The 22,430-nt window shown below is 47.9% G+C and carries 23 protein-coding genes; 15 read left to right on the top strand and 8 right to left on the bottom strand.

Annotation, left to right across the window (positions count from 1 at the left end):
• The first annotated feature begins 70 nt into the window (after positions 1–70).
• From BFO_RS16680 to BFO_RS10780, 7 genes are all read left to right on the top strand, one after another.
• Positions 71–1,651 (top strand): LysM peptidoglycan-binding domain-containing protein, encoded by a 1,581-nt coding sequence (locus BFO_RS16680; RefSeq protein ID WP_080561814.1) that lies wholly within the window; start codon positions 71–73, stop codon positions 1,649–1,651.
• A gap of 83 nt (positions 1,652–1,734) precedes the next feature.
• Complete coding sequence (locus BFO_RS10755; protein ID WP_014225748.1) at positions 1,735–2,283, top strand: DUF1599 domain-containing protein; 549 nt, start codon at positions 1,735–1,737, stop codon at positions 2,281–2,283.
• The gene (locus BFO_RS10760) at positions 2,276–3,547 is read left to right on the top strand and encodes a BT_3928 family protein (RefSeq protein ID WP_041590880.1); all 1,272 of its coding nucleotides are present in this window, start codon (positions 2,276–2,278) and stop codon (positions 3,545–3,547) included. Before BFO_RS10755 ends, BFO_RS10760 begins: the two co-directional genes overlap by 8 nt.
• A 12-nt stretch (positions 3,548–3,559) precedes the next feature.
• Entirely contained in the window at positions 3,560–4,315 is a 756-nt protein-coding gene (tpiA, locus tag BFO_RS10765) for a triose-phosphate isomerase (protein WP_014225750.1), read from the top strand.
• 32 nt (positions 4,316–4,347) lie between these two features.
• Positions 4,348–4,824 carry an SPOR domain-containing protein gene (locus tag BFO_RS10770; protein WP_014225751.1) on the top strand — a complete coding sequence of 159 codons (477 nt, stop codon included), beginning with the start codon at positions 4,348–4,350 and terminating at the stop codon, positions 4,822–4,824.
• Positions 4,825–4,826: 2 nt separating this feature from the next.
• Positions 4,827–5,408, top strand: coding sequence for a GTP cyclohydrolase I FolE (gene folE, locus BFO_RS10775; protein ID WP_014225752.1), 582 nt, complete (start codon positions 4,827–4,829; stop codon positions 5,406–5,408).
• A gap of 63 nt (positions 5,409–5,471) precedes the next feature.
• Positions 5,472–6,086 (top strand): L-threonylcarbamoyladenylate synthase, encoded by a 615-nt coding sequence (locus BFO_RS10780; RefSeq protein ID WP_014225753.1) that lies wholly within the window; start codon positions 5,472–5,474, stop codon positions 6,084–6,086.
• 112 nt (positions 6,087–6,198) lie between these two features.
• Here the strand turns inward: BFO_RS10780 and BFO_RS10785 are convergent, their stop codons facing one another.
• On the bottom strand, positions 6,199–6,429 hold the full coding sequence (locus BFO_RS10785; protein ID WP_140230670.1) for a hypothetical protein: 231 nt from the start codon (positions 6,427–6,429) through the stop codon (positions 6,199–6,201).
• A gap of 62 nt (positions 6,430–6,491) precedes the next feature.
• Complete coding sequence (locus BFO_RS10790; RefSeq protein ID WP_014225755.1) at positions 6,492–7,097, bottom strand: RNA polymerase sigma-70 factor; 606 nt, start codon at positions 7,095–7,097, stop codon at positions 6,492–6,494.
• A gap of 314 nt (positions 7,098–7,411) precedes the next feature.
• On the opposite strand from BFO_RS10790, the gene BFO_RS10795 reads away from it, so the two are divergent.
• The gene (locus tag BFO_RS10795; protein ID WP_014225756.1) at positions 7,412–9,052 is read left to right on the top strand and encodes a dipeptidase; all 1,641 of its coding nucleotides are present in this window, start codon (positions 7,412–7,414) and stop codon (positions 9,050–9,052) included.
• A 29-nt stretch (positions 9,053–9,081) separates the two neighbouring features.
• The gene (locus tag BFO_RS10800; RefSeq protein WP_014225757.1) at positions 9,082–9,549 is read left to right on the top strand and encodes an outer membrane beta-barrel protein; all 468 of its coding nucleotides are present in this window, start codon (positions 9,082–9,084) and stop codon (positions 9,547–9,549) included.
• Positions 9,550–9,714: 165 nt separating this feature from the next.
• On the opposite strand, the gene BFO_RS10805 is transcribed toward BFO_RS10800, so the two are convergent.
• Positions 9,715–12,273 (bottom strand): TonB-dependent receptor, encoded by a 2,559-nt coding sequence (locus tag BFO_RS10805; RefSeq protein WP_070098097.1) that lies wholly within the window; start codon positions 12,271–12,273, stop codon positions 9,715–9,717.
• Between the two features lie 315 nt (positions 12,274–12,588).
• Positions 12,589–12,939: a hypothetical protein gene (locus BFO_RS10810; protein ID WP_041590881.1), complete on the bottom strand. Its 351-nt coding sequence runs from the start codon at positions 12,937–12,939 to the stop codon at positions 12,589–12,591.
• Between the two features lie 271 nt (positions 12,940–13,210).
• Here BFO_RS10810 and BFO_RS10815 point away from each other — a divergent pair, with 271 nt between their 5' ends.
• The 6 genes from BFO_RS10815 (at position 13,211) to BFO_RS10840 (ending at position 18,266) form a co-directional block, all read left to right on the top strand.
• Positions 13,211–13,795, top strand: coding sequence for an FKBP-type peptidyl-prolyl cis-trans isomerase (locus BFO_RS10815; RefSeq protein ID WP_041591315.1), 585 nt, complete (start codon positions 13,211–13,213; stop codon positions 13,793–13,795).
• 32 nt (positions 13,796–13,827) lie between these two features.
• Positions 13,828–14,544: an FKBP-type peptidyl-prolyl cis-trans isomerase gene (locus BFO_RS10820; RefSeq protein WP_014225762.1), complete on the top strand. Its 717-nt coding sequence runs from the start codon at positions 13,828–13,830 to the stop codon at positions 14,542–14,544.
• Positions 14,541–15,296 (top strand): FKBP-type peptidyl-prolyl cis-trans isomerase, encoded by a 756-nt coding sequence (locus BFO_RS10825; protein WP_080561815.1) that lies wholly within the window; start codon positions 14,541–14,543, stop codon positions 15,294–15,296. Before BFO_RS10820 ends, BFO_RS10825 begins: the two co-directional genes overlap by 4 nt.
• 197 nt (positions 15,297–15,493) lie before the next feature.
• Positions 15,494–16,933, top strand: a complete 1,440-nt coding sequence (locus BFO_RS10830; RefSeq protein WP_014225764.1) for a transglutaminase-like domain-containing protein — start codon at positions 15,494–15,496, stop codon at positions 16,931–16,933.
• A 110-nt stretch (positions 16,934–17,043) separates the two neighbouring features.
• Positions 17,044–17,934 (top strand): hydroxypyruvate isomerase family protein, encoded by an 891-nt coding sequence (locus BFO_RS10835; RefSeq protein WP_014225765.1) that lies wholly within the window; start codon positions 17,044–17,046, stop codon positions 17,932–17,934.
• A 71-nt stretch (positions 17,935–18,005) separates the two neighbouring features.
• Positions 18,006–18,266 carry a glutaredoxin family protein gene (locus BFO_RS10840; protein ID WP_014225766.1) on the top strand — a complete coding sequence of 87 codons (261 nt, stop codon included), beginning with the start codon at positions 18,006–18,008 and terminating at the stop codon, positions 18,264–18,266.
• Between the two features lie 165 nt (positions 18,267–18,431).
• Here the strand turns inward: BFO_RS10840 and BFO_RS10845 are convergent, their stop codons facing one another.
• The 4 genes from BFO_RS10845 to BFO_RS10860 all read right to left on the bottom strand — a co-directional run bounded on the left by BFO_RS10845 (position 18,432) and on the right by BFO_RS10860 (position 22,419).
• The gene (locus tag BFO_RS10845; protein ID WP_014225768.1) at positions 18,432–18,956 is read right to left on the bottom strand and encodes a DUF1858 domain-containing protein; all 525 of its coding nucleotides are present in this window, start codon (positions 18,954–18,956) and stop codon (positions 18,432–18,434) included.
• Entirely contained in the window at positions 18,943–20,178 is a 1,236-nt protein-coding gene (locus tag BFO_RS10850) for a DUF438 domain-containing protein (protein ID WP_014225769.1), read from the bottom strand. Before BFO_RS10850 ends, BFO_RS10845 begins: the two co-directional genes overlap by 14 nt.
• A 56-nt stretch (positions 20,179–20,234) precedes the next feature.
• Positions 20,235–20,564: a cupin domain-containing protein gene (locus BFO_RS10855; protein ID WP_014225770.1), complete on the bottom strand. Its 330-nt coding sequence runs from the start codon at positions 20,562–20,564 to the stop codon at positions 20,235–20,237.
• Between the two features lie 166 nt (positions 20,565–20,730).
• Positions 20,731–22,419, bottom strand: coding sequence for a RagB/SusD family nutrient uptake outer membrane protein (locus BFO_RS10860; RefSeq protein WP_014225771.1), 1,689 nt, complete (start codon positions 22,417–22,419; stop codon positions 20,731–20,733).
• Positions 22,420–22,430: the final 11 nt, after the last annotated feature.

A 22,430-nucleotide genomic window follows, 5' to 3' on the forward strand; every position in this document is an offset into this window, starting at 1 on the left:
TTTTTTTGGCTGGTAGGCTGGAAATACAGAACTTTGGACACTTTTTGTTGAAAAACGAAGTGGATAAACTATGACTATACTACGACATGTAAGCATTTTATGTGGCTTTGCCCTTTTTTCGGTTGGAGCGTACGGACAGCCGGTAGGAAGGAAGAAACAGCAGGAACGAGAATTCCCTGCGGCACTAAAAACTCCTGCGATAGAGCGGAAAGTCTCAAAACTTATTGCGGATCGGGTGGATGTAACGAAGAAAAAGATTGTAACGGGAGAATTGGAGTCGGTTACATTTGCGACGCAGGAGGAATTGATTGAAGCAGAAAACCTTCTTTTTCCAGCCGATGAATTATATCAGTCCAATTGGGATACGTGCTGGGTAAATCCCTTTCGCACCAGAGACAGAGATATTGTCATGCCGGATTCGTTCAGGATTGATTGTTCTACCTTTGTAATTCCTATTGACAATGAGTTGAAGATTACTTCCAAGTACGGTCCACGCCGTCGCCGGATGCACCGTGGAATTGACTTGAAAGTCCATGTCGGCGATACGATTCGCAGTGCATTCAGTGGGAAAGTACGAATCAAGAGTTTTGAACGTCGCGGTTACGGAAATTATTTAGTGATTCGTCATCCCAACGGCCTCGAAACGATCTACGGTCATCTGTCGAGGCCCTTGGTTTCCGAAAATGAGATCGTCAAAGCAGGGCAGCCCATTGCTCTCGGTGGAAATACAGGGCGTTCTACAGGTCCTCATCTTCACTTTGAAACACGCTTTCTCGGCGAAGCCATTGATCCAAGCCACATCATCGATTTCGAAAACGGTGTTCCTCATCAGGACTTTTACGTTTTTCATAAAGACTCTTATCGTAACCGGCACAATCTCTATACTTCAACATCCGAACATATCGTTTATCATCGTGTGAAGAAAGGTGAGTCTTTAGGAGTCATTGCACGGAAGCATGGTCTTTCCGTTACGGAGCTGTGCCGTCTGAACGGATTGAAAAAAACATCTGTGCTGCGTGTCGGACAAACGCTCCGTTGCGGGAAAACATCGGCAAGGGTTTCGAAAAAAGCCACACGGCTGAAACCAGCACAACAAACGGTAGCGGATGAAACAGCCGTTGCAAAAGAAGAAAAGCCTGTTTATCATCGTGTACGGCAGGGAGAGACCCTCTATTCGATTGCGCGTCAACATAGCATGACGGTCGATGCGCTTTGCAAGTTGAACCGTATCCGCCCGACGGACCCTTTGCATGAAGGGCAGGAGATTTGCTACCGTGCGGTAAAGCATAGTACAAAGCATGTCGTGAAAGAAGAAACAGAAGAAATGGTTATAGCAGAACATACTGCAAGCGATCAGTTGCCGGAAGAAGATGATAAACGGGGATCGGAGAACGGGATACAGGAGGATAATTCTGTTACGGTTACGGAAAGCAGGCAAACGGTTGCGCCTGCTCAGTCGAAGGTGACTGCCGCAAAGAAGACGAAAACCGCCGCACGTCTGAAAGCGCCCGTTTATCATCGAGTGAAGAAAGGGGACACCTTGAGTGCGATCGCCCGGCGTCACGGGGTGAGCGTGGAGCAATTGTGCACATTGAACAAGATACAGAAGACGACGACCTTGAAAGTTGGACGTTCGCTGCGTTGTTCATGAAGAGGAAAAGAGCGTTTTGTGCCAATTACGGAAGATGTCGCATCTTCCGTAATTGGCACGTTGATGTTATATAAAGTAGAGTTATGGCAGATACCAAACAACAATTTGAGGCGGTGATCAGAGAATGCCGGGAGGTCTTTCAGGCCAAGCTGTCGGACTACAGTCCCTCGTGGCGTATCATGCGTCCCGAGTCGATTACCGATCAGCTTTTCATCAAGGCCAAGCGTATCCGGAGCCTTGAGATGAAGAAAGTGAGTAAAGTCGGCGAAGGCATCCGACCCGAATTTATCGCTATTGTGAATTACGGTGTGATCGGGTTGATACAGCTTGAATTGGGGGCTGTCGATACGTGCGATATCGATGTGCATCGGGCTTTGGAACTTTATGATGCGCATATGAAAGAAATTCAAACACTGATGTATGCCAAAAACCACGATTATGACGAGGCATGGCGGGGGATGCGCATCAGTTCGTACACCGACTTTATTCTGACGAAACTGAACCGTGTGAAGGAGATCGAAGACCACGACGGGAAGGTGATCGCTTCGGAAGGAATCGCTTCCAATTATAGGGATATGGTGAATTATGCCCTGTTCGGATTGATCAAACTGACTTTCGGGGAAGATGCCTAAGCGAATTCTCATAAAAACGATCGCGGAGTGTTGTCGCGTTTTATTGGGGGGGACATTGATCTTTTCCGGTACGGTCAAAGCGATAGACCCGATGGGTACCGCCATTAAGACCGGGGAATATCTCGCCTCATTTGGCATGGAATACGGCAAGTGGTTCGAGTTGCTCTTGTCGTTCAACATCATTGCCGTTGAGTTTATGCTCGGTGTGTGTATGTTGACGGCTGTCTACCGTAAGCTGACGACACTCGGCGTGTTGATCTTCATGAGTTTCATGACGCCGCTCACGCTTTATCTGGCGGTTTTTAATCCCGTGCCCGATTGCGGATGTTTCGGCGACGCATGGATCATTACGAACTGGCAGACATTCTATAAGAACCTCGTTCTACTTGCTGCAGCCGTTTTTGCATGGATGTATTACAAGCAACTGACATCGTTCTATACGTATCGGTCGTATTGGTTTGTCGGGCTTTTTTCGTACCTCTTCTGTCTCGGTTTCTGCTATTGGAATTACAATCATTTGCCGATTACCGATTTTCGTCCGTATAAAGTGGGAGCGAATATCCCGAAGCTGATGGAGGTTCCACCCGATGCACCGCAAGATGAATATGTATTTATTTATCAGAAGAACGGCGAAACGAAAGAATTTAAATTAGAGGACGTTCCGGCCGATGATTCTACATGGACGTACGTTGATGCGCGACTCGTTAAACAGGGATTCGTACCGAAGGTCAGTTCCTTCGGGCTGTTTAACGAGCAGGGAGAGAATGTAGCCGATGAGCTTTTTACCCGGCCGGGTATTGTCATGCTGCTTGTGGCTTACCGGCTGGAAGAGGCAAGCGACAAACATATCGACGAGATCAACCATGCGTATGATTATGCCATGGAGCATAAGCTGACTTTCTATGGCGTCACAGGCTCGTCCGACGGACATATTGCCGAGTGGGTGAAGCATACGGGCGCCGATTATCCTTTTCTGACGGCCGACGAGGTGCTGCTCAAGACTATCATCCGCTCGAATCCGGGGATGGTATTGCTTCGCGAAGGTACGATTCTGGCCAAATGGCATCATAACGACATCCCCGGCGAGGATGAATTAGACACCGTGATAAACGGATACTTGAACGATAACCGTATGGAAAACCGGACAGATCATAACCCTTGGTTATCCGTAATTGCAGCTTTTGTATTACCTTTGCTGCTGGTTTGGATCTACGATTATCTTCGAAACCGTAGATATCGAGGAATAAAGAATACATATAATTAACAGACTGAACAAATGAGGAAGAATATTGTTGCGGGGAACTGGAAGATGAACACCACCCTGCCCGAAGGATTGGCGCTGGCCAAAGGTTTGAATGCAGCCTTGAAAGGAAAGGCCGTACATTGCGACGTGATTGTAGGTGTACCGTTCACGCATCTGGCAAGTATCGTTTCGGCCGTCGACACGATGAAGATTGGGGTGGCAGCGGAGAACTGTGCCGACAAGGAAAAGGGAGCTTTTACGGGCGAGGTGTCGGCTGCGATGGTCGCTTCGACGGGCGCTAAGTACGTGATTCTCGGACATTCGGAGCGTCGTGCATATTACCACGAGACTCCCGGGATTTTGAAGGAAAAAGTGAAGCTGGCGTTGGCACATAATCTGATACCGATTTTCTGCATCGGCGAAGTGCTGGAAGAGCGCGAGGCCGGCAAGCATTTCGAAGTCGTAGATGCACAAGTACGTGAATCGCTGTTCGAGCTATCGGCCGAAGAATTCGGCAAGTTGGTGCTCGCTTACGAACCGGTGTGGGCTATCGGAACGGGCAAAACGGCTACGGCGGAACAGGCACAGGAGATTCATGCACACATTCGCCATACCATTGCGCAGCAATATGGTCCGGAGGTCGCCGACAGCACATCCATTCTGTATGGCGGAAGTTGCAATGCGGGCAATGCGAAAGAATTGTTTGCCAACCCCGATGTAGATGGCGGGCTGATTGGCGGAGCATCGCTCGAGGTAGAGAAATTTATGCCCGTCATTGAGGCATTTTAAAGAAGGCGACAGAGCCGGGAAGACGTTTAATTATGAAACGATATGCGTTTATACTGGGGCTCTTGTGGTGCGGCAACTGTGTGCTGATGGCACAAGATTCCATCGTTGAGGCCCTGACACGAGATGTCCCGGGTCGGGGTACGGTGACGATTCACCAGTCTTCGGCCATCCGTCAGATGATTGGCCGGCCGGTGGCTTCGGAGCATACTGAAGAAGTGAACGGTCGGGTGTATCTCTTATCGGCCGGCTACCGTATTCAGATCTTTTCCGGAAACAATCAGCGCAATTCGAAAGATGAAGCGTTCGGCAAGGAGCAGCAGATCAAGAACCGGTTCTCAGGCTTGTCGACGTATGTGTCGTACACCGCTCCTTTCTGGCGACTTCGTGTAGGGGACTATCTTTCGTACGAAGAAGCGTACGGCATGATGCAAAAGTTGATTGCCGCCTTTCCTTCGTTCCGGAAAGAGATGTTTATTACGAAAGAAGAAATTCGTACCTTCGTTCGGTAAGCATGAAAGAGACCGAAGCATTACTCGAAGTACGCCGGCAAGTGAGCGAGCATTATCGTCAAATCATTGAACTGTTGGGTGAAGATACGGATCGTGAGGGATTGAAGAAAACCCCCATGCGGGTGGCTAAGGCCATGCAGTTTCTGCTCAAGGGATACGATGAAGACCCGGAGGCCGTGTTGGCCTCAGCCATGTTTAAGGAAGAGGACTATAAGCAGATGGTTATCGTTAAGGACATCGATTTTTTTTCTCTCTGCGAGCATCACATGTTACCTTTCTTCGGTAAGGTGCATGTGGCTTATATTCCGAATCATTACATTACGGGACTGAGTAAAATTCCGCGCATAGTCGATATTTTTGCTCATCGTTTGCAGATACAGGAGCGTATGACACTTCAGATTAAGGAATGTCTTCAGAAAACGTTAAACCCGCTGGGCGTGATGGTCGTCATTGAGGCGCAACACATGTGCATGCAGATGCGCGGCGTGGAAAAACAGAACTCACTGACAACGACATCCGACTTTACCGGCTCGTTTCAACAAGCCCGAACGCGTGAAGAGTTTATGAACCTGATTAAAAAATAGTGCTTTTTTGTCTGCCTTTTCGGAGACTTGTATCTTCTCTCTATTAGGAAATAACTTGTTTTTATGCTGCTGAAAATTTATCCCGATCATCCGAACCGGAAAGACATTGATAAAGTGGTGAATGTGTTGCGTGACGGCGGATTGGTGATCTATCCCACCGATACGCTGTACGCCATGGGCTGTGATGCGCTTGATGTGCGTGCGGTAGAAAAGATTTGCCGTATCAAAGGCGTCAATCCGCAGAAGAGCAATCTCTCGATTATTTGCCCGGATTTGTCGTCCGTCAGCGAATATGCACGTATCAACAACCATGTTTTCAAATTGATGAAACGTTGTTTGCCGGGTCCTTTCACCTTCATCTTACCCACAAGCGGCGAGCTGCCGAAGATCTACAAAAGCCGTAAGGAGGTCGGTATCCGTGTACCCGACAATCCGATTGTACGTGAACTGGCCGATGCGCTGGGCAATCCGTTGCTTTCGATGTCAGTCTATGACCGGGAGAGCAACGATGAACCGGAATACTTTACCGATCCGGAGCTGATAGAAGAGAAATATGCCGGACAAGTAGACCTAGTGATTGACGGTGGCTATGGCTGCACGGAAGGATCGACGGTGGTGGACTGTACGCAGGAGCCGTTTTCCATCGTCCGTCAGGGCAGAGGAATCATTGAACTTTGAGTGATCCAAGACGGGAAACAGGCTTCTGAAAAATCACTTTTTCTCTTGCTCTTTTTTACAAGTTCACGCGCTGCTATGACTATGTCGTGACCGAAATGGTCGGAAACGAGGGTCAAGATTGGAGAGGTCCTTCTTTTTTCATGCTCCGGATGAGTTGTGAATATTTTCGTTTTGCCACCCATTCGTCTTCTTCCTGTTCCGAAAGCAGCGATAATGCTTCGATGTTCTGCTGCCCGATAAATTCGGATTTTAACTGAGGATCGGTATCCACCTTTCTCAATAAATCTAATCGTTCAGAGTCATCAAGCATGCCTTGAAAATATCTCCGTACTTGTTCGTCCATCTTTTCCATTTTTTGATAATAGAACGTATAAGAATAAAAAATCCGCTAAGAAGCAACTCGTTTCATGCGAATAGAAAGAGGAGAACGGGGAGTAATTTTTCGAGGGCGATCTTCAGTTTTTTATAGGCAATCCCCATCTGGGTCTCGACGGTATTAAGTGATAATCCGAGTTCTTCGGCAATGTCTTTTTGTTTTTTCCCTTCGATTTTACTTTTGATAAAAATCAGTCGGCATTTTTCCGGCAAGGTCTGAATGGCTTTTGATACGACCGACTCAATGTCGCGTTCTGCAACATATTCTTCGTCGAATGCTTTCAGCGACTCAAATTTCATCTGCAGGGTACGTGTGTATTCCTCTTGGAGCTGCTCGGCCGAGCGTTGTTCGACCATCTTGTGCCGGAGGAAGTCCACGCATCTGTTTTTTACGGAAGTCAACAGCCATCCCGTTTTATTGATATGCCCTTCAAGCACGTCTTGCCGCTCCCACAAATCGAGAAATACATCCTGTACAATGTTCTCCGCATCAGCTCCCGACATGATGTAGGCTTCGGCAAAGCGTTTCATCCGTGCGTAATACGATACGTACATGGCTTTGAAACTTACGGTCAATTGATGATTCCTGTCCAATTCGTTCCTTCTTTTTCCTGCAAACTTACATAAAAAAGCCATTTTTTTGTCATTGCTGCCCGATAAAAGTATTTGATTAGGATAAAAAACAGAACGTCTCGTTAAAATACTTTATGGTGAAAGTGCCCATACCATCTTGATATTATTCAGTTTTATCGGGAAATAAATTCTAATAAAGATTCTCCCGAATTTATATGATTGGGCGGAGGCTTATCCATCGTTTTTAACGGACAACAATGAATAAATAAGAAGGGGCAGGCTTTTGAAGGCTTGGTTAAATAAGTTTGGCTTTTCGTTGTACATCTTTTATCTTTGTCGCCCATAGATGTAAAATGAGAAACATAAAATCAAAACGTATGAAGAAAAAATGTATCGCATGGGCCGCTTGTCTGTTTTTGGCGGCAGGTTCTGAAGTATTAGCATGTACCGGCTTGCTGGTAGGAAAAAAAGCGTCGACAGACGGTTCGGTTATGATTAGTTATTCGGCAGATTCCCATACGCTTTACGGCGAAATGTATCGTTGGCCGGCTGCAACGTATCCGCAAGGCACGATGCTTGAGGTATCGGAGTGGGATACCGGCAAGCCGCTGGGTAAGATTGCGCAAGTGACACAGACATATTCCGTGATCGGAAACATGAATGAATATCAAGTGGCCATTACGGAGAGCACATTTGGCGGACGTCCGGAGTTGGTTGATACAACCGGAATTATGGATTACGGCAGTTTGATTTATATTGCCTTGCAACGTTCTAAGTCGGCTCGTGAAGCGATTAAGGTGATGACTGACTTGGTGGCTGAATACGGTTATTATAGCAGTGGTGAGTCGTTCTCAATTGCCGACAAAAACGAGGTTTGGATCATGGAGATGGTCGGAAAAGGAGTCGGAAACAAGGGAGCTTTGTGGGTCGCTATCCGTATTCCGGACGATTGCATCGCTGCGCATGCCAACCAATCGCGTATCCATCAAATTCCGTTCGATGACAAGGAGAATTGTATGTATGCACCCGATGTCGTTTCGTATGCGCGTGAAAAAGGGTATTTCAAAGGTAAAGACAAAGACTTTAGTTTTGCTAATGCGTACTGTCCCTATGATTTCAGCGGACTGCGTGCTTGCGAAGCGCGTGTATGGTCGTTTTTCCGTCTGTATGACAAAGGGATGAGCAAGTACGAGGCTTTTGTCAGAGGCGATGCGACGAAAGAGCCGATGCCGCTTTATATCAAACCTGACCGCAAACTATCGGTGCAGGATGTACAACAGGCTATGCGTAACCACTACGAGGGGACGAGCATGGATATGACGAAAGATATCGGTGCCGGAGCGTATAAGGTGCCTTACCGCTGGCGTCCGATGCACTTCACCGTAGACGGGCAGAAATACCTGCACGAACGCGCCATCGCTACACAGCAAACGGGTTTTGTCATCGTGCCGCAGATGCGTAGCTGGCTGCCTGATGCCATTGGCGGTATCTTATGGTTTGGGGTCGACGATGCCAACACGACTGTCTTTAATCCTGTTTATGCCTCTTCACTGGCAGTACCCGAATGCTACCGGGTGGGCAATGGGGATATGTTGACGTTTTCATGGAGTTCGGCTTTCTGGATTCATAACTGGGTGGCGAATATGGCATACCATAAATACAGTTTCATGATCGAAGATATTCGTAAGGTACAAACCGAGTTGGAGAACGGATATCGTGAGGTTCTCCCGGCTATCGACAAAGCTGCGTTGGCATTGTATGAAAAAAGTCCTGAAGAGGCACGCCGTTTCCTGACATGGTACAGCACGACGACAGCCGATCAGGCTACCGCACGTTGGAAGAAACTGGGTGAATATCTGATGGTCAAATATATTGACGGAAACGTGAAGAAAGAGCAGGATGGCCGGTTCAAGCGTAACCCGTACGGACTTCCTGCTGCGCCCGATTTTCCGGGATACGACGAAGAATATTATAAGGAAATTGTTCGTAGAGGTGGTGAACAATTGAAGGTACAATGATGTTCTATCATTGAACGATAAAAAAAGACATGAAGAAATTAATAGTAACCGTTGCTCTGGCATTCCTTTCGGCTGCCGGATATGCACAGCAGGGACATGCGTCGGCAGGCGTCAATACGGGATATGCATTGGACCGTGAATCTGTCACGTTCGGCCTTGATTTTCGTTATAATGTGTGGCGCAATGTACGTATTGCTCCCTCTGTTACGCATATGTTTCGTAACAATGGCGCCAGCGCATGGTACATTGATTTCGATGCCCACTATGTGGTATCTGTGACGCGCTATTTTGCGTTCTATCCGATCGGAGGCATGGGAATGTCTGTATGGGACTTCAAAGGGTCTGACGGAAATCGTACCCGTTTGGGATTGAATGTCGGGATAGGCGCCGAACTTTACGCTACGGACGAAATATCGGTGGGTACGGACATGAAATACAATCTGACGAAAAATTATGATCAGGCTTTGGTAGCCGTCAGGGTCGCTTATCATTTCTGAACGGACTGATTGACCCTCTCTTGAAGGACAGGCTTAGAGCGCTTTCCGAAACAAAAGTGATTTATTTACCGAACCGTTGTAAAGTTTTCCTTACAACGGTTCGGTTTTTTATGGCTTATCAGAGATATCCCGTCTCCAACCCCAAACGACTAATTTATGAAAAAGTTACAGGCTGATTTTTACGCCGGCAAAGAAGCTGCGCGGCATGCCTGGTCCGTAGATGTAAGCCGAGTCGCGTGCCGGTCCTTTGTCGAAATCGTCTTGAAAAGCGTTGAACATATTTTGTATACCTGCATAGATTTGCATCGTATAGACGTTATAGATCGGAAAATTATAGGCCAGGCGGCATCCCATCTCGAAGAAGGAGGGTGTTTGAAACGTACGCGGACCGTAGGTCGTTGCTGTCTGCCCTTTGCCGTGTTGCATACGGTCCGGATGGATCGTTGCTGAGGGTTTACCGTTGAACAGGGTTAAGCTGCCATCATCTTCGGTCGGGATTTCGTGCCCGGTCAGCATATTTCCTGTGTAGTTTCCGGAAATCGACAAGGTGAAATCACGTGTAAAGTTAACCGTGCTTACGAAGTAGGCATACAGATTCGGTGTGCGATACATACGGCGCGTTTTGTACGTATCGTCTTCGTGCCACTGCTGTTCCTTATTCCAAAGACTCTTTTGCGCCGTAAGTCCGGCTTGCAGTTGCCATGTATTCAGATAGGCAATCTTACCTTCAAAATTCAGTCCGTACACTTTGGCTCCTTCTGAATTTTTACGTATTTTGAGGATTTGTTTCATGCCTTTCACCACAGTATCTTTTTGGTTGAAACTGAAAGCATCGACAAGACTTGTATAAAATCCTTCGGCCAGAAGGTTCAACTGCCATGCCCCCATACGGTGATACCAATCGATCGACCCGCTGAAACTGTGAGAGGTCTCTTCTTTCAGACCGGGTGCATTTTGCGAAAGAATAAGGTCGCCGCCGGCATTGTCGACGTGCAGGTCTTCATCGAAAATCTGAGGAGCCCGGAATCCTTTGCTGTAACTTAACCGGAAGCTGAAGGCCTGAGACGGGTTGTAACGCAGGTTGACACGAGGACTGAAAATCATGTCTTTCACCAGCGAATGTTTGTCAAGGCGCGCACCGAGAAGGATGCTCCAATGATTGTTTTTCCACTCGTTCTGCAGGAAAGCGCTCCGGGTGTTGACTTTCTGCATGAGCGGAGCTTCCCGATAACCACTTACGTCATCAAGCTTATCGTGTGTGTATTCCAATCCGGCCGTAAGAGTTGCCGGCATAAACAACAGTTGGGGCATCTCATAAGCATATTGCGCACCGAACATATGCGTTAATCCTCCCGTTCGTCCGTACGAAGCCATACGCTTGTTCAGTTCGAGCATGTCTTCATTGCTTAATCCGTTATTGATTTTCGGAAAGAAGTTGGCGGCCAGTTCTTCTTCAATCTTTTCATCGGATATACCGGGGGTGGCTTTTTTCAGATTTTCGATAAACTGATCTTTGGCTTTTTCGATGTTCTTTTTACCTTCGGCCATGATTTCGTTGGCCGTCTTGTCTCCACCTCCGTAGTAGCTCTTACGGTCGACTTTCATGAATGAAGCATATGCATTGAAACGATGTCTGCCGTTCGGGCTGAATAAGCTGTAATTCAAACTTCCAGTGTTGTTCGTGTGTTCCAGTTGTTCGGCTACGTGAGCATTATGAGGTTCTTCTTTAAGCAAATCACCGCCACGGCGAAACTCGTGGGTGTTATGATATTCGGCAGTTAGTTTCGAGTAGTTGCTCGGCTTTACATATGCCCGGAAACCCAGGGTACGACCATCGAGTACAGGCGTTTCGGTATAACCGTCTCCATCGTGGTCGTAGCCCGAGCGATGGCGGGTCTGTCCGAACATCGTAATCCCTAATTTATGGTTATCCGAAACGATAGCTCCATTAAAGTTCGTTGTATTCTCGAAGGTGTTCAATCCGCCTAAAGCACGTGTCTGATGTGAGATACTGGCTGAATTATTCAGCGGTTCGCGGGTGATGATATTGATGGTACCCGCAATGGCTGACGAACCGAACAAAGCGGATCCTCCGCCCCGTACCACCTCTACACGTTCGATCATGTTGGCGGGAATTTGCTCCAGACCGTACACACCGGCAAGTGCGCTGAATACCGGACGCGAATCGATCAAAATCTGTGAGTAAGGACCGTCCATTCCGTTGATACGTACTTGACTGAACCCGCAGTTTTGGCAATTCGTTTCCACGCGTACACCCGGTTGAAACTTCAATCCCTGTGAGATGTCAGTCGACTGCGTACGTTCAAACAGTTTCATGTCAAGTACATTGACTAATGCAGGGGCCTCGCGACGCATCGTCTCGCTCCGGGTAGCGGAAACCACGACCTCGTCGATAGCCAATGCCTCCTCTTCAAGTAAAAAGTTCACTTCAAGCAAAGTGTTGGCTTTCGTAGTCACCTTTTTCGTGACTTTCTTGTATCCGATAAAGGAAACTTCGAGCGTAAGGTCTCCTACAGGCAGGTCTTTCAGCATGTAGTGTCCTGTCGCATCGGTTGTTACGCCGATAGTGGTGCCTTTTACCTGGATGTTGATATAAGGCAAATGCTCTTTTGTAGTGGCATCTTGTACATGACCGGTAATGTTGGCATCCGTTCCACGTTTAATCTGTTCCGGACTGTCGTTTGTTCCGTCGGCAAGCATCATCGACGGGAGCAAAAATAAAGCAAAAAGTATACGATAAAATGATTTCATAATTTGTTTTTGTTGGGATGAAGCACATCCTTTCATACCTTGCCCAGCATTGATTGACTGTGTACTGTAAGATGTAAATAGTCGATAACGCTAACGCATGGCACAAGACAAGAATGGTCTCCATCTTAATGAATAAAGATATAATAAAATAGAATATTCCTGTTCTGATAATTTATATATCAGGATATACGACGTATTTCCATACCGGATGACGGTATGATTCCTGTTGTCCGGCACTCATGAGGTCGGACAGGTGAAAAATAAGTTTTAACAGTGAGGGGGCCCCCGCAGCGATAAGGAAGTTGTTTCCCGAGTAATGCCTTTATGAATCGTCGGGCTGACGATGATGCCGGAGAGTCGTGTAAAAGGTTTACAGAAAGCACCCGGTAGAAATGCCAAGATTAACCATGCGTTCAAAGAGGTGATGGTTACAAAACCTGCCGATGTATGAGTATGATTTCCCGTGTCGGGCGCATCGGAATAGGGATGCGAATGGGTAATCCATCGGCCGTTGATGCGATGCGTATGGTAAAAGAGCGTCGTACTGCCCGCATATCCTATAAACAGGATAAGCAACCAGATGGTCGTTATCTTTTTTACTGTCCGCGTCATGTTCATCGTCTCGCTCTATTGGTATGGGTATCATGGCTTCCGCATAATACGAAAATACCCGTTTCAATTCGGCTGCAAAGTAAAAACATTCATTTGGATTATACAATCCCTACTATTGGCTATATGTCGTTCGTCGATTGCATGCGATGAAACACCGTCACTCTGCAAAATTTCTTTTCTTCTTGCAAAAAAACAGAGAGAAGACGTTGTCTATACCGAATATGTTATTACCTTTGCCCCCCTTGATTTACATATAGAAAAGGACAACGAAAAAAAGATGGAAAATGTCAGCTATGCTTTAGGGTTAAGCATTGGTAATAACTTTCGCGCTTCGGGCATCAAGGAATTGAAAATGGACGACTTTCTCAAGGGATTGAAGGATGTTTTTTCCGAAGCGGAGCCCGCTATCGGTTACGACGAGGCCAAACAAATTCTCCATGATTTTTTTATGAAATTACAGGCTGAAAGGCTTGAAATAAATAAGCAGGCCGGTGCGGAGTTTTTACGTATCAACAAAGAAAAGGCGGGCGTGGTAACGTTACCCAGCGGTTTGCAGTATGAAGTACTGAAAACAGGTGATGGAACGAAGCCGAAAGCTTCTGACAAGGTGAAATGCCATTATCATGGGACACTTATTAACGGCACCGTGTTCGACAGTTCCGTACAGCGCGGTGAACCGGCAACGTTTGGCGTATCGCAGGTGATTCCCGGATGGGTTGAGGCGTTGCAATTGATGAATGTGGGCTCCAAATGGCGTCTGTTCATCCCTTCCGAACTGGCCTACGGGGAACGTGGAGCCGGCGAAACGATTGAACCCAACAGTACGCTCGTGTTCGAGGTTGAACTGCTTGATATTGTATGATAGGAATTGATCAATAGATAATAATAAAGAAAATGAAGAAAGTAAATGTGTTAATGACGGCGGCTGCAGTGGCCGCAGGGATGGTAATCACCTCGTGTAATCAGCAGGGTGGAGTAGCAAATGTGGCGCTAAGCGCTCCGATCGACAGTGCAAGCTATGCGTTGGGTATTAACATCGGAAGTAACCTGAAGGAAAACCTGAAAACGTTCCCCGGTGAAAAACCGGTCAATCACGATGCTTTTATGAGCGGATTGATGGCCGCAATGAAAGACTCGGCAGCCATGAAAATGACTCCTGAAGTGGCTCAAACGTATGTGAATGACTATGTCATGAAGATTCAGCAGGCTGATGCTGAAGCCGAATTGAAAGCCGGTCAGGATTTCCTCGCAGCCAATAAAACAAAGGAAGGCGTTATCACGACCGAAAGTGGTCTGCAATATAAAGTGATCACCGAAGGTACAGGGGCAAAACCGACGGCTGAAGATCAGGTAAAATGCCATTATACGGGCAAACTTCTTAACGGAACCGTATTCGATAGCTCGGTACAGCGTGGTGAACCGACAGTCTTCGGGGTAGGTCAGGTAATCCGCGGTTGGCAGGAAGTGTTGCAATTGATGCCTGTAGGATCGAAGTATCAGGTGTGGATTCCCTCCGAACTGGCATATGGTCCTAACGGCGCAGGTCAGATGATCAAACCGAATGCAACTCTCGAATTTGAAGTAGAGTTGCTCGAAATCGTGAAAAAATGAGAAACATTCGCATCATGATCGCAAGTGTTACAGTTATCGGAATGATGGCTGCAACGTCTTGTAATACGACGAAGACGGTCGTGGCTCCTCCTGTTCCTCAGGAACCGGTAATGGTTTCGGAACTCGATACGGTAAGCTATGCGCTGGGAGTGAACATCGGTACAAGTTTGAAGGAAAATTTAAAAACATTCCCCGACGGCCCGGTTAATATGGAAGTCTTCACTGATGTTTTGGTGAAGGCGCTGAAAGGGGATACTACCCTGATGATGAATCCGGAGGATGCACAGAATCGTATTCAGAAATATGTCATGGCTGTACAGCAGCGTGAAACCGAGGCCTTGAAAGCCGAAGGGGAGAAATTCCTCTCCGAGAACAAAACGAAAGAAGGCGTTGTTACGACTGAAAGCGGTCTGCAATACAAGGTGCTTACCGAGGGTTCGGGAGCGAAACCGACCGAAGCCGATCAGGTGAAAGTACACTACACCGGCAAGCTGCTTGACGGTACCGTGTTCGACAGCTCCGTACAGCGTGGTGAACCGGCAACTTTCGGGGTTACGCAGGTGATTCGCGGATGGCAGGAAGTGTTGCAACTCATGCCCGTGGGAGCCAAATATCAGGTATGGATTCCGTCCGGGCTGGCATATGGAGCCAGCGGAGCAGGTCAGATGATCAAACCTCATGCAACGCTTGAATTTGAAGTAGAGCTATTGGAAATCATCCAACCTGATCACACAGAAGGCACTGAAAAGTAAGCGCACGTACAGGAAAAACGATAGAGAGCTACCTCCACAAAAAGGGTAGCTCTTTTTTTGTGGTTAAGCGGTGCAATGGTTTTTTGGATTTCTATTTATGAATAGAAAGGATTTTCATGTACCTTTCCTTCCGTGAGTTTTTCTAAAAAGAAATCTTTCTTACAACTTTCGAATAACATGATTAAACAACAGATAAAATGAAAAAAAACATTTCTTTCCTTTCTATTACTCTTCTGATGTTACTCTCTTCGTGTTCTTTGCAGAAGAAAAGTACAAAAGAGGAGATTTACGCGCAGATTGAGCTGGGGAATCATACCCTCGCAAGAGAACAGATTGATCGTGTCATGCAAAATGAGCTGCTTACCGAAGAAGAGCGAAAGGCTTACCTGTTTACCCTTGACTCGTTGCACAGAGTGGAGCTGGATTTCCGGAAGACAAGAGCCGAGGTGGTCGATTGGATTAAAAAGAATTGCGGATTCATGCCTTCCGATTCGCTTTTGAATGCATGGGAACAATCGAATGTGTTGGAATTTCGGACGATTGACGGAGAAAAGCGTTATTTCCGTAATGCTGCGCCCAATATTTTCAGAGTAGATTCCGCGGCACGGGCACTCTCGAAAAACGCCGTCCCCCGGTCGGATACGCCTCGCGATTCGCTCCTGATCGATGCTTTTACAAATAAAACGGCAACCGATACGAAAGGGAAATACCTGCTTCCGAAGAGAACCATCCGTCTGCGTTATACTCTCACGGTCGAACCTAATGCGGTGGCCGACGGTGAAACGCTGAAAGTATGGCTTCCCTTTCCCCGAAAAGATATAGAACGGCAGACAGACGTTAAACTGTTGTCGACGACACAGGGAGAGTACACCTTGTCGGACGACCGTACCGTCCATACAAGTCTGTATATGGAACAACAGGCAGAGAAAGATCAACCCGCCGTCTTCGGTTTCGAGGCCGAAGTGACGTCGCGTGGCGAATGGTTCGATCTGTCGGAAATTACGGTGAAGCCCTATAACGAAAGGAATGAATTATTCATGACCTACACGGCCGAACGGGTTCCACATATCCGTTTTTCGGCGGATATTCGCCAATTAACCGACAGCATCACGCGCGATGCCCGTACGCCGGTCGAGACTTTACAGGCCGTCTACGCCTATATCACGGCTCATTATCCGTGGGCGAGCGCGCTGGAATATTCGACGATTGCCGATATACCTGCCTATGTGATCAAGAACCGCAAGGGCGATTGCGGGCAGGTCGCCTTGCTGCTAATTACGATGTTGCGTTATAAGGGAATCCCGGCTCGCTGGCAGAGCGGATGGATGACGCATCCGGGAGAAGTGAATCTGCACGACTGGGCGGAAGTCTATTTCGAAGATACGGGATGGGTACCGGTCGATGTGTCGTTTGGACGTGGCGGACCTGTAGCGATCACTCCCGGACGATTCTTTTTTATGAGCGGTATCGACTCGTATCGGCTGTATATCAATTCGGACTATTCGGGCGCGTTCTATCCCCCGAAAGAGTTTCCGCGAAGCGAAACGGTCGATTTTCAACGAGGCGAAGTGGAATCCCGCCATGGAAATCTTTATTTCGACCGATGGGAGTATGATATGGAAATCACGTATCGGTAAAAAAAAGGTTGGTTAGACATACTGCGACTAAAAAAAGGACGCGAGGAGCGCGGGGAGGCGTTTCAAAAAAACGTATCTTTGCGATGTGGAATTAAAAAACAACAGGAACCATGAATAGAATCAACAGAAGAACAGCCATCAGGACAGTATTGGTCGGCGGTGCGGCCCTCGCAGCCGGCGGTGTGGAAACGATGGCGCAGACAAAGCGGAAAGACCGGACAGCGGCAAAAAAAGAGCCCCTCAAAGGAAATATCCGTCACTCCGTAAGCAAATGGTGCTTCGGCGATTATCCGCTCGATGAGTTTTGCGTGATATGCAAAGACCTTGGCATCGAATCCATCGAACTGTTAGACCCGAAGGACTGGCCGGTCGTTCAACGTCACGGTCTGACGGTCGCCATGGCGCAAGGAGCCGGATTGGGAATAGACCGCGGATTTAACGATCCGTCGCTGCACGACGAACTTGTGGCAAGCTACGAGAAAGTGATTCCAATGGTGGCCGATGCGGGATTAAAAAACCTGATCTGTTTCTCCGGACGGCGCAACGGCGCGACCGATCTGCAAGGATGGGAAAATTGCGCCAAAGGACTCGGGCGCATTATGCCGACAGCCGAGAAGTACGGCGTGACCGTGTCGATGGAGTTGCTTAACAGCGTAGGCCACAAAGATTATCTGTGCGACCATACGGTTTGGGGCGCGGAACTGTGCCGGCGTGTCGGGTCGCCCAATTTCAAGCTGCTTTACGATATTTATCACATGCAGATCATGGAAGGCAATATCATCGACAACATCCGCAAGTATCACGAATATATCTCCCATTTCCATACGGGAGGTAATCCGGGACGTGCCGAAATCGACGAGACGCAGGAACTTTACTATCCGGCCATTATGCGGGTGCTGTTGGAGACCGGGTATAAAGGTTTTGTCGGACAGGAGTTCGTGCCTAAACAACCGGACAAAATCGCTTCGCTCGAAAAATGTATCCGCATTTGCGACGTGTAAGTAACAGAACCGTCGGTATGTGGAGAAGGGTGCATTATATATAAACCGCGAATGAAACAATAAAAAAACGAATGAAACCGATTACATTATTTTATCTGGAGAACTGCCCGTTCTGCAAAAAAGCGGAAGCGGCGATCGGCGAGCTTCAAAAGCAAGACCGATACAAGGACATTGAAATCAACCGGATCGAAGAATCCGTACATCCCGAAATTGCCGACAAGTACGATTATTACTACGTCCCGACATTTTACATCGACGGAAAGAAAGTGCACGAAGGCGGTATTTTTCCCGATGAGGTGAAGGCGCTTTTAGAAAAAGCATTGGAAGCGTAGCAGCCTGTTTCGTCCCGAAACACAGTTCAAATATACCGGTATGAATCTTTCCGGCCATGGCCGGAAGGATTCTTGCATTGAGCTGTGCTTTCCCGTTGCGACGGAAGATAGGAAAACATTACGCTACGATTTTTCAGGAGATCATGACAGGGGTATCTCTTCTTTTTACCGATGGATAAACGTCCGTACAACTCCGTCTCCCGGTTCGACCATAGTTACGGCGAAGCCTTTCTTTTCAAGCAGCTCGATCAGCGGAACGGGTGGAAAAGGGGTGAGCAGTTCCATACATTCTCCGGCTTGTAAGCGGTTGGCTTCTTTCATTACAAGCTCTTTTGGATGTTCACCTTTTTCGAGCACGGGGCGTACATCGAGGGTAAAAGTGATTGCTGTGGGGGCTTTTCCAACCAACGCTACGCGAGCGTTTTCGCTTTCGATAAGCGAGTTTTCGTCCGAAATGGATTGTCCCGCCGCTTGACGCAACGAATTGACCATCTCTACGATATTTGCATTCCCTACTTTGGCTGCCTGCCGGAGCGAAGTGACTTGAGCAACCGTGCGGCGCAGGATGGGATTCTTCAGTGTCGCAAAGGCGGGAGAGAACTGAAGGAGCAACTCCTCCAGTTCGGGGTAATGCGTCAGCAGCTCGCCCACCTTGGTTTCCGGTGTAATCAACGGTTTATTTCTGTGCATAAGACAAGAGCCGTTGATCGCCTTCGAGAAGGCGAAGTTGCGTAATATCTTGCGTTACTTCCACCACACCCAGATAGTCGCCGTTTTTGTTGCGCACGGCAGTATATTCGATGTAGATGAATCGTCCCATGAAATTCGAGAGCCAGAAGACAGCCTTGTTCTCTTTGCCATTCTTGAAATCGGTCAGAATCTGTTCGACGATGTGTACGCTTCCGGGCGGATGACACATGCGCACGTCGCGTCCGATGATGGAACGGTTACGCTCGAACACCCGGTTGGGGCTGTGCGAGAAGAAACCGACTTTATCATCCTTATCGACGAATGTAATGTCGACAGGCAGATGAATGAAGAGTGCTTCCAACTCTTCGATGCTGAATACACCGGACGAGAGGCGGATGGCATCGGCCGTGATGTATTCCTGTTTTTCGATCTGTACGCCGTCGGGTCTCCACTCGTCGGTAGGATCGAACAGACAGTAACCGAATTCGGGTGTTTCCTGATAAATCTTATACCATTCTTCGTCGGTAAACGTATCCATGGTCATGGGCAACAGGATTTCTTCTTCTTTCATGATCATGCCGGAAATCATCTCGATTGCCGGATCAAGTACGAGCTGTACGATCGAATTCAGTTCCTCGGCACTTCGGAAAGGAGTCGCCAGCGCTTCGAAGGAGCCTTTGAGCAGTTCGCGTATCTCGTCGTGCTTACCCCACATCACCTTGGGAGGCCCCGTGATCTGATGCTTTTCCAGATACGGAAAAATAAGATATTCTTTTCGTTTATAATGCTTGTCGATGTCGGCCAGACTGTTGAAGACGGCACGCAGTTTCAAGACTTGGTCGGCCGCCTGCGCGTCAGTCAGCTGCGCGGCTTCGTTCTTCAGCACCTCGTACCGGTCGAGTTGCTCGCGGATAGCGCGGTTCTCACGCTTGAACGTATCGACCGGATGTCCCGCGGGGATCGGCTTGGCGCCGCGTTGGTCGATACTTCCGTCGAGTACGGCCGTATGCAGGTCGCAAAACGCGAGAATCTCATCTTCGCTCAGTGCACCGCTTTCAATCAGCTCCTGTTCTACTTCCACGACTTCGTTGTACGGAATCGAACTCAGTACTTCTACGAGACGATTACGTAAGACATCAGGGTTGTCTCCTTCATGCAACCGAAGGAGCAAATGCCGCAACATCTCTTTGCGTTGCGACGAGTTATTAATGAATTCACTCATGATTTTTTTTAGATATGTAAACGGATTTGTTTGATTTTCTGCGCCGAAGAGCTTATTTATTCCTCGCCGCGGATCATCGTTAATAACATTTTGAAGCGTTCTATGGCCTTCAGCGCATGCGGATGATTAGCCGGCATGATGATGCAGTCGCCTTTTTTTAATACGTGCGGCACACCGTCGATGCGTATCTCTGCTTCACCGTCGAGCACTTGCACAAAAGCGTCGAAGGGCGCCGTGTGTTCACTCAATCCCTGTCCTTTATCGAACGAGAAAATCGTGATGTTTCCCGCCCGGTTTTTTGTCACCTGTTTACTGATCACGCCGCCCTGCGTGTAATCGACCGAGGCCTCGAGAGCTATCACGGTCGCTTTGTCGAAAGTTGTCATCGTATTTATTTTATGATTCGTTTTACAAGCGCAAAGATAGCTCGATCCTTACCCTGAAAATGTAATCTATGTGACAGTTGGGCGGATTTTTAGGAAAAATTCAGGTTAAAAAGAAAAAAACAGATACCTTTCCGGCAAGGTCAGGCATCTGTTTTTGGGGTAAGCATCAGAATCCCGGTGTAGTCTGTTTAAGTAGTTCGTTCGAGGTCAGCTGATTCTTGGGAATCGGAAAGATCGTATTGTCACGTGTATCGACCGGCTTATCCCACCATTCGTTACCATAGCGTTTCCAACGGATCAAGTCGGTACGGCGGTGACGCTCGCCCAGAAATTCGCGTCCCAGTTCGTCGACGAACTCATCCTCCGTCAACTTGGCAGGGTTAGCCTCATAACTGTTAGCAGCCCATTTGTCGGCGGGGAAATTACGCTTCCGCACGGCGTCGAGCATTTTGGCCGCACCTGCCTTGTCGTTCTCGCGGAACATGCACTCGGCTACGATATAATACATTTCAGCCAGCCGAATTTCAGCGACCCAGTTGTTTTGGAACAAGTTTTTGCTTTCGGACAACCACGGAAATTTTATCAGGCGTACCCCGGAATTTTCTTCACCCATATTTACATGTGAACCTTTCGAGGTCCCTTCGGCGCCTTCCGAAAAACGACCTACCTGATCGACATAACTCAAAGGTTTGCCATTGTATTCTTCCGTTCCGTTCACTTTCTCGTCAGTAAAGCCATACCCCTTTTGAGCATCGAAGGCATACTGTTGACCGATCAGGAAGAATCCGTCGTACGTGCCGTCGGCATTCGTGCGGAACGGCTGTTTACGCCGATCGTCATTGCTGAACTTTTCGTAAGGTCTGCCCAATTTATAGGTATATGGTTTCCCCTCTAAATCGCGCGAAGGTGTCAGGTGGATGCCGTTCCAACCTCCCCACGTGTTGCCCAGCGAATAACGCGCCTGATAGTGCATCATGGCATTGTACATCCAACTGAATTCATAAACATTTTTCTTATGTGGGAATACCCACAGATTTTCGGGAGATCGTCTGTCGGTCAATCCATCGGCAAACGGTCCGCGATAATCCTCATCGAGTTTATATGTTCCATACGCCCCGTCGATAATATCCTGTGCTACCTTACGGGCATCGGCATAGCGATTCTGGCCGATCCATGCCTCAGCATTCAGGTATAACCGAGCCAGTAATGCTGCAGCTCCGGCCTGCCCGAATCGTCCTGCCATCGTTTCTTTTGGCAGTGCGGGAATACTCTCCTTTAGCTCTTTTTCAATGTAGGCAAATACTTCTTGTGGCGAGGACTGTCCTACTTTCGTCTTCGTATCCATTGGGATTGGAACGGAACGAAAATAGTCAATCAGAAAGAGATAGTACCAACTCCGCAACGTACGCAACTGAGCAATGTAATTCTGCTTGTCGGCATCAGTCAGACCATATTTGACAAAATCAAGCCCCGTAAAGTCAGCAATATAATTTGTACACTGTCCGATACCTTGATAGGGGCCTACCCATCCGCCGTTGATAATTCCTTCTTCCTCTGTCCATGTATGTCCGTGAGCACGTATCCACTGACCTCCGTCGTATCCGTGCTTGCCTTTCTGCGTCCAGACAAACTGATCGGCAGTCAACTCCTGCAGAATCCAGCGTGAGCCGTCCCAACCGCACCAGTGTCCATGTTCGAAGGGACGGACAAGAGCAGCTTCAATCGAATTTTTATCCTGATAATAGTTTTCGGAAGCAATGTTCGAAAAGATCTCTTCCTCCAGATCCGTACACGCCAATGCAGCCAATCCCACACCTGCGATCATTAATCCTTTACTTATATATTTTTTCAACATGGTAATTCTGT

This window comes from Tannerella forsythia 92A2 (assembly GCF_000238215.1).
GTDB lineage: Bacteria > Bacteroidota > Bacteroidia > Bacteroidales > Tannerellaceae > Tannerella > Tannerella forsythia.

What these genes read in the sequence shown, in the direction of transcription:
- BFO_RS10800 (WP_014225757.1), top strand. Translation starts at nt 9,082, where the DNA reads ATGAAGAAATTAATAGTAACCGTTGCTCTGGCATTCCTTTCGGCTGCC.
- BFO_RS10860 (WP_014225771.1), bottom strand. Translation starts at nt 22,419, where the DNA reads ATGTTGAAAAAATATATAAGTAAAGGATTAATGATCGCAGGTGTGGGA.
- BFO_RS10780 (WP_014225753.1), top strand. Translation starts at nt 5,472, where the DNA reads ATGCTGCTGAAAATTTATCCCGATCATCCGAACCGGAAAGACATTGAT.
- BFO_RS10835 (WP_014225765.1), top strand. Translation starts at nt 17,044, where the DNA reads ATGAATAGAATCAACAGAAGAACAGCCATCAGGACAGTATTGGTCGGC.
- BFO_RS10855 (WP_014225770.1), bottom strand. Translation starts at nt 20,564, where the DNA reads ATGACAACTTTCGACAAAGCGACCGTGATAGCTCTCGAGGCCTCGGTC.
- BFO_RS10815 (WP_041591315.1), top strand. Translation starts at nt 13,211, where the DNA reads ATGGAAAATGTCAGCTATGCTTTAGGGTTAAGCATTGGTAATAACTTT.
- BFO_RS10755 (WP_014225748.1), top strand. Translation starts at nt 1,735, where the DNA reads ATGGCAGATACCAAACAACAATTTGAGGCGGTGATCAGAGAATGCCGG.
- BFO_RS10785 (WP_140230670.1), bottom strand. Translation starts at nt 6,429, where the DNA reads ATGGACGAACAAGTACGGAGATATTTTCAAGGCATGCTTGATGACTCT.
- BFO_RS10850 (WP_014225769.1), bottom strand. Translation starts at nt 20,178, where the DNA reads ATGAGTGAATTCATTAATAACTCGTCGCAACGCAAAGAGATGTTGCGG.
- tpiA (WP_014225750.1), top strand. Translation starts at nt 3,560, where the DNA reads ATGAGGAAGAATATTGTTGCGGGGAACTGGAAGATGAACACCACCCTG.
- BFO_RS10760 (WP_041590880.1), top strand. Translation starts at nt 2,276, where the DNA reads ATGCCTAAGCGAATTCTCATAAAAACGATCGCGGAGTGTTGTCGCGTT.
- BFO_RS10830 (WP_014225764.1), top strand. Translation starts at nt 15,494, where the DNA reads ATGAAAAAAAACATTTCTTTCCTTTCTATTACTCTTCTGATGTTACTC.
- folE (WP_014225752.1), top strand. Translation starts at nt 4,827, where the DNA reads ATGAAAGAGACCGAAGCATTACTCGAAGTACGCCGGCAAGTGAGCGAG.
- BFO_RS10790 (WP_014225755.1), bottom strand. Translation starts at nt 7,097, where the DNA reads ATGGCTTTTTTATGTAAGTTTGCAGGAAAAAGAAGGAACGAATTGGAC.
- BFO_RS10840 (WP_014225766.1), top strand. Translation starts at nt 18,006, where the DNA reads ATGAAACCGATTACATTATTTTATCTGGAGAACTGCCCGTTCTGCAAA.
- BFO_RS10805 (WP_070098097.1), bottom strand. Translation starts at nt 12,273, where the DNA reads ATGATGCTTGCCGACGGAACAAACGACAGTCCGGAACAGATTAAACGT.
- BFO_RS10820 (WP_014225762.1), top strand. Translation starts at nt 13,828, where the DNA reads ATGAAGAAAGTAAATGTGTTAATGACGGCGGCTGCAGTGGCCGCAGGG.
- BFO_RS10770 (WP_014225751.1), top strand. Translation starts at nt 4,348, where the DNA reads ATGAAACGATATGCGTTTATACTGGGGCTCTTGTGGTGCGGCAACTGT.
- BFO_RS10795 (WP_014225756.1), top strand. Translation starts at nt 7,412, where the DNA reads ATGAAGAAAAAATGTATCGCATGGGCCGCTTGTCTGTTTTTGGCGGCA.
- BFO_RS10825 (WP_080561815.1), top strand. Translation starts at nt 14,541, where the DNA reads ATGAGAAACATTCGCATCATGATCGCAAGTGTTACAGTTATCGGAATG.
- BFO_RS10810 (WP_041590881.1), bottom strand. Translation starts at nt 12,939, where the DNA reads ATGAACATGACGCGGACAGTAAAAAAGATAACGACCATCTGGTTGCTT.
- BFO_RS10845 (WP_014225768.1), bottom strand. Translation starts at nt 18,956, where the DNA reads ATGCACAGAAATAAACCGTTGATTACACCGGAAACCAAGGTGGGCGAG.
- BFO_RS16680 (WP_080561814.1), top strand. Translation starts at nt 71, where the DNA reads ATGACTATACTACGACATGTAAGCATTTTATGTGGCTTTGCCCTTTTT.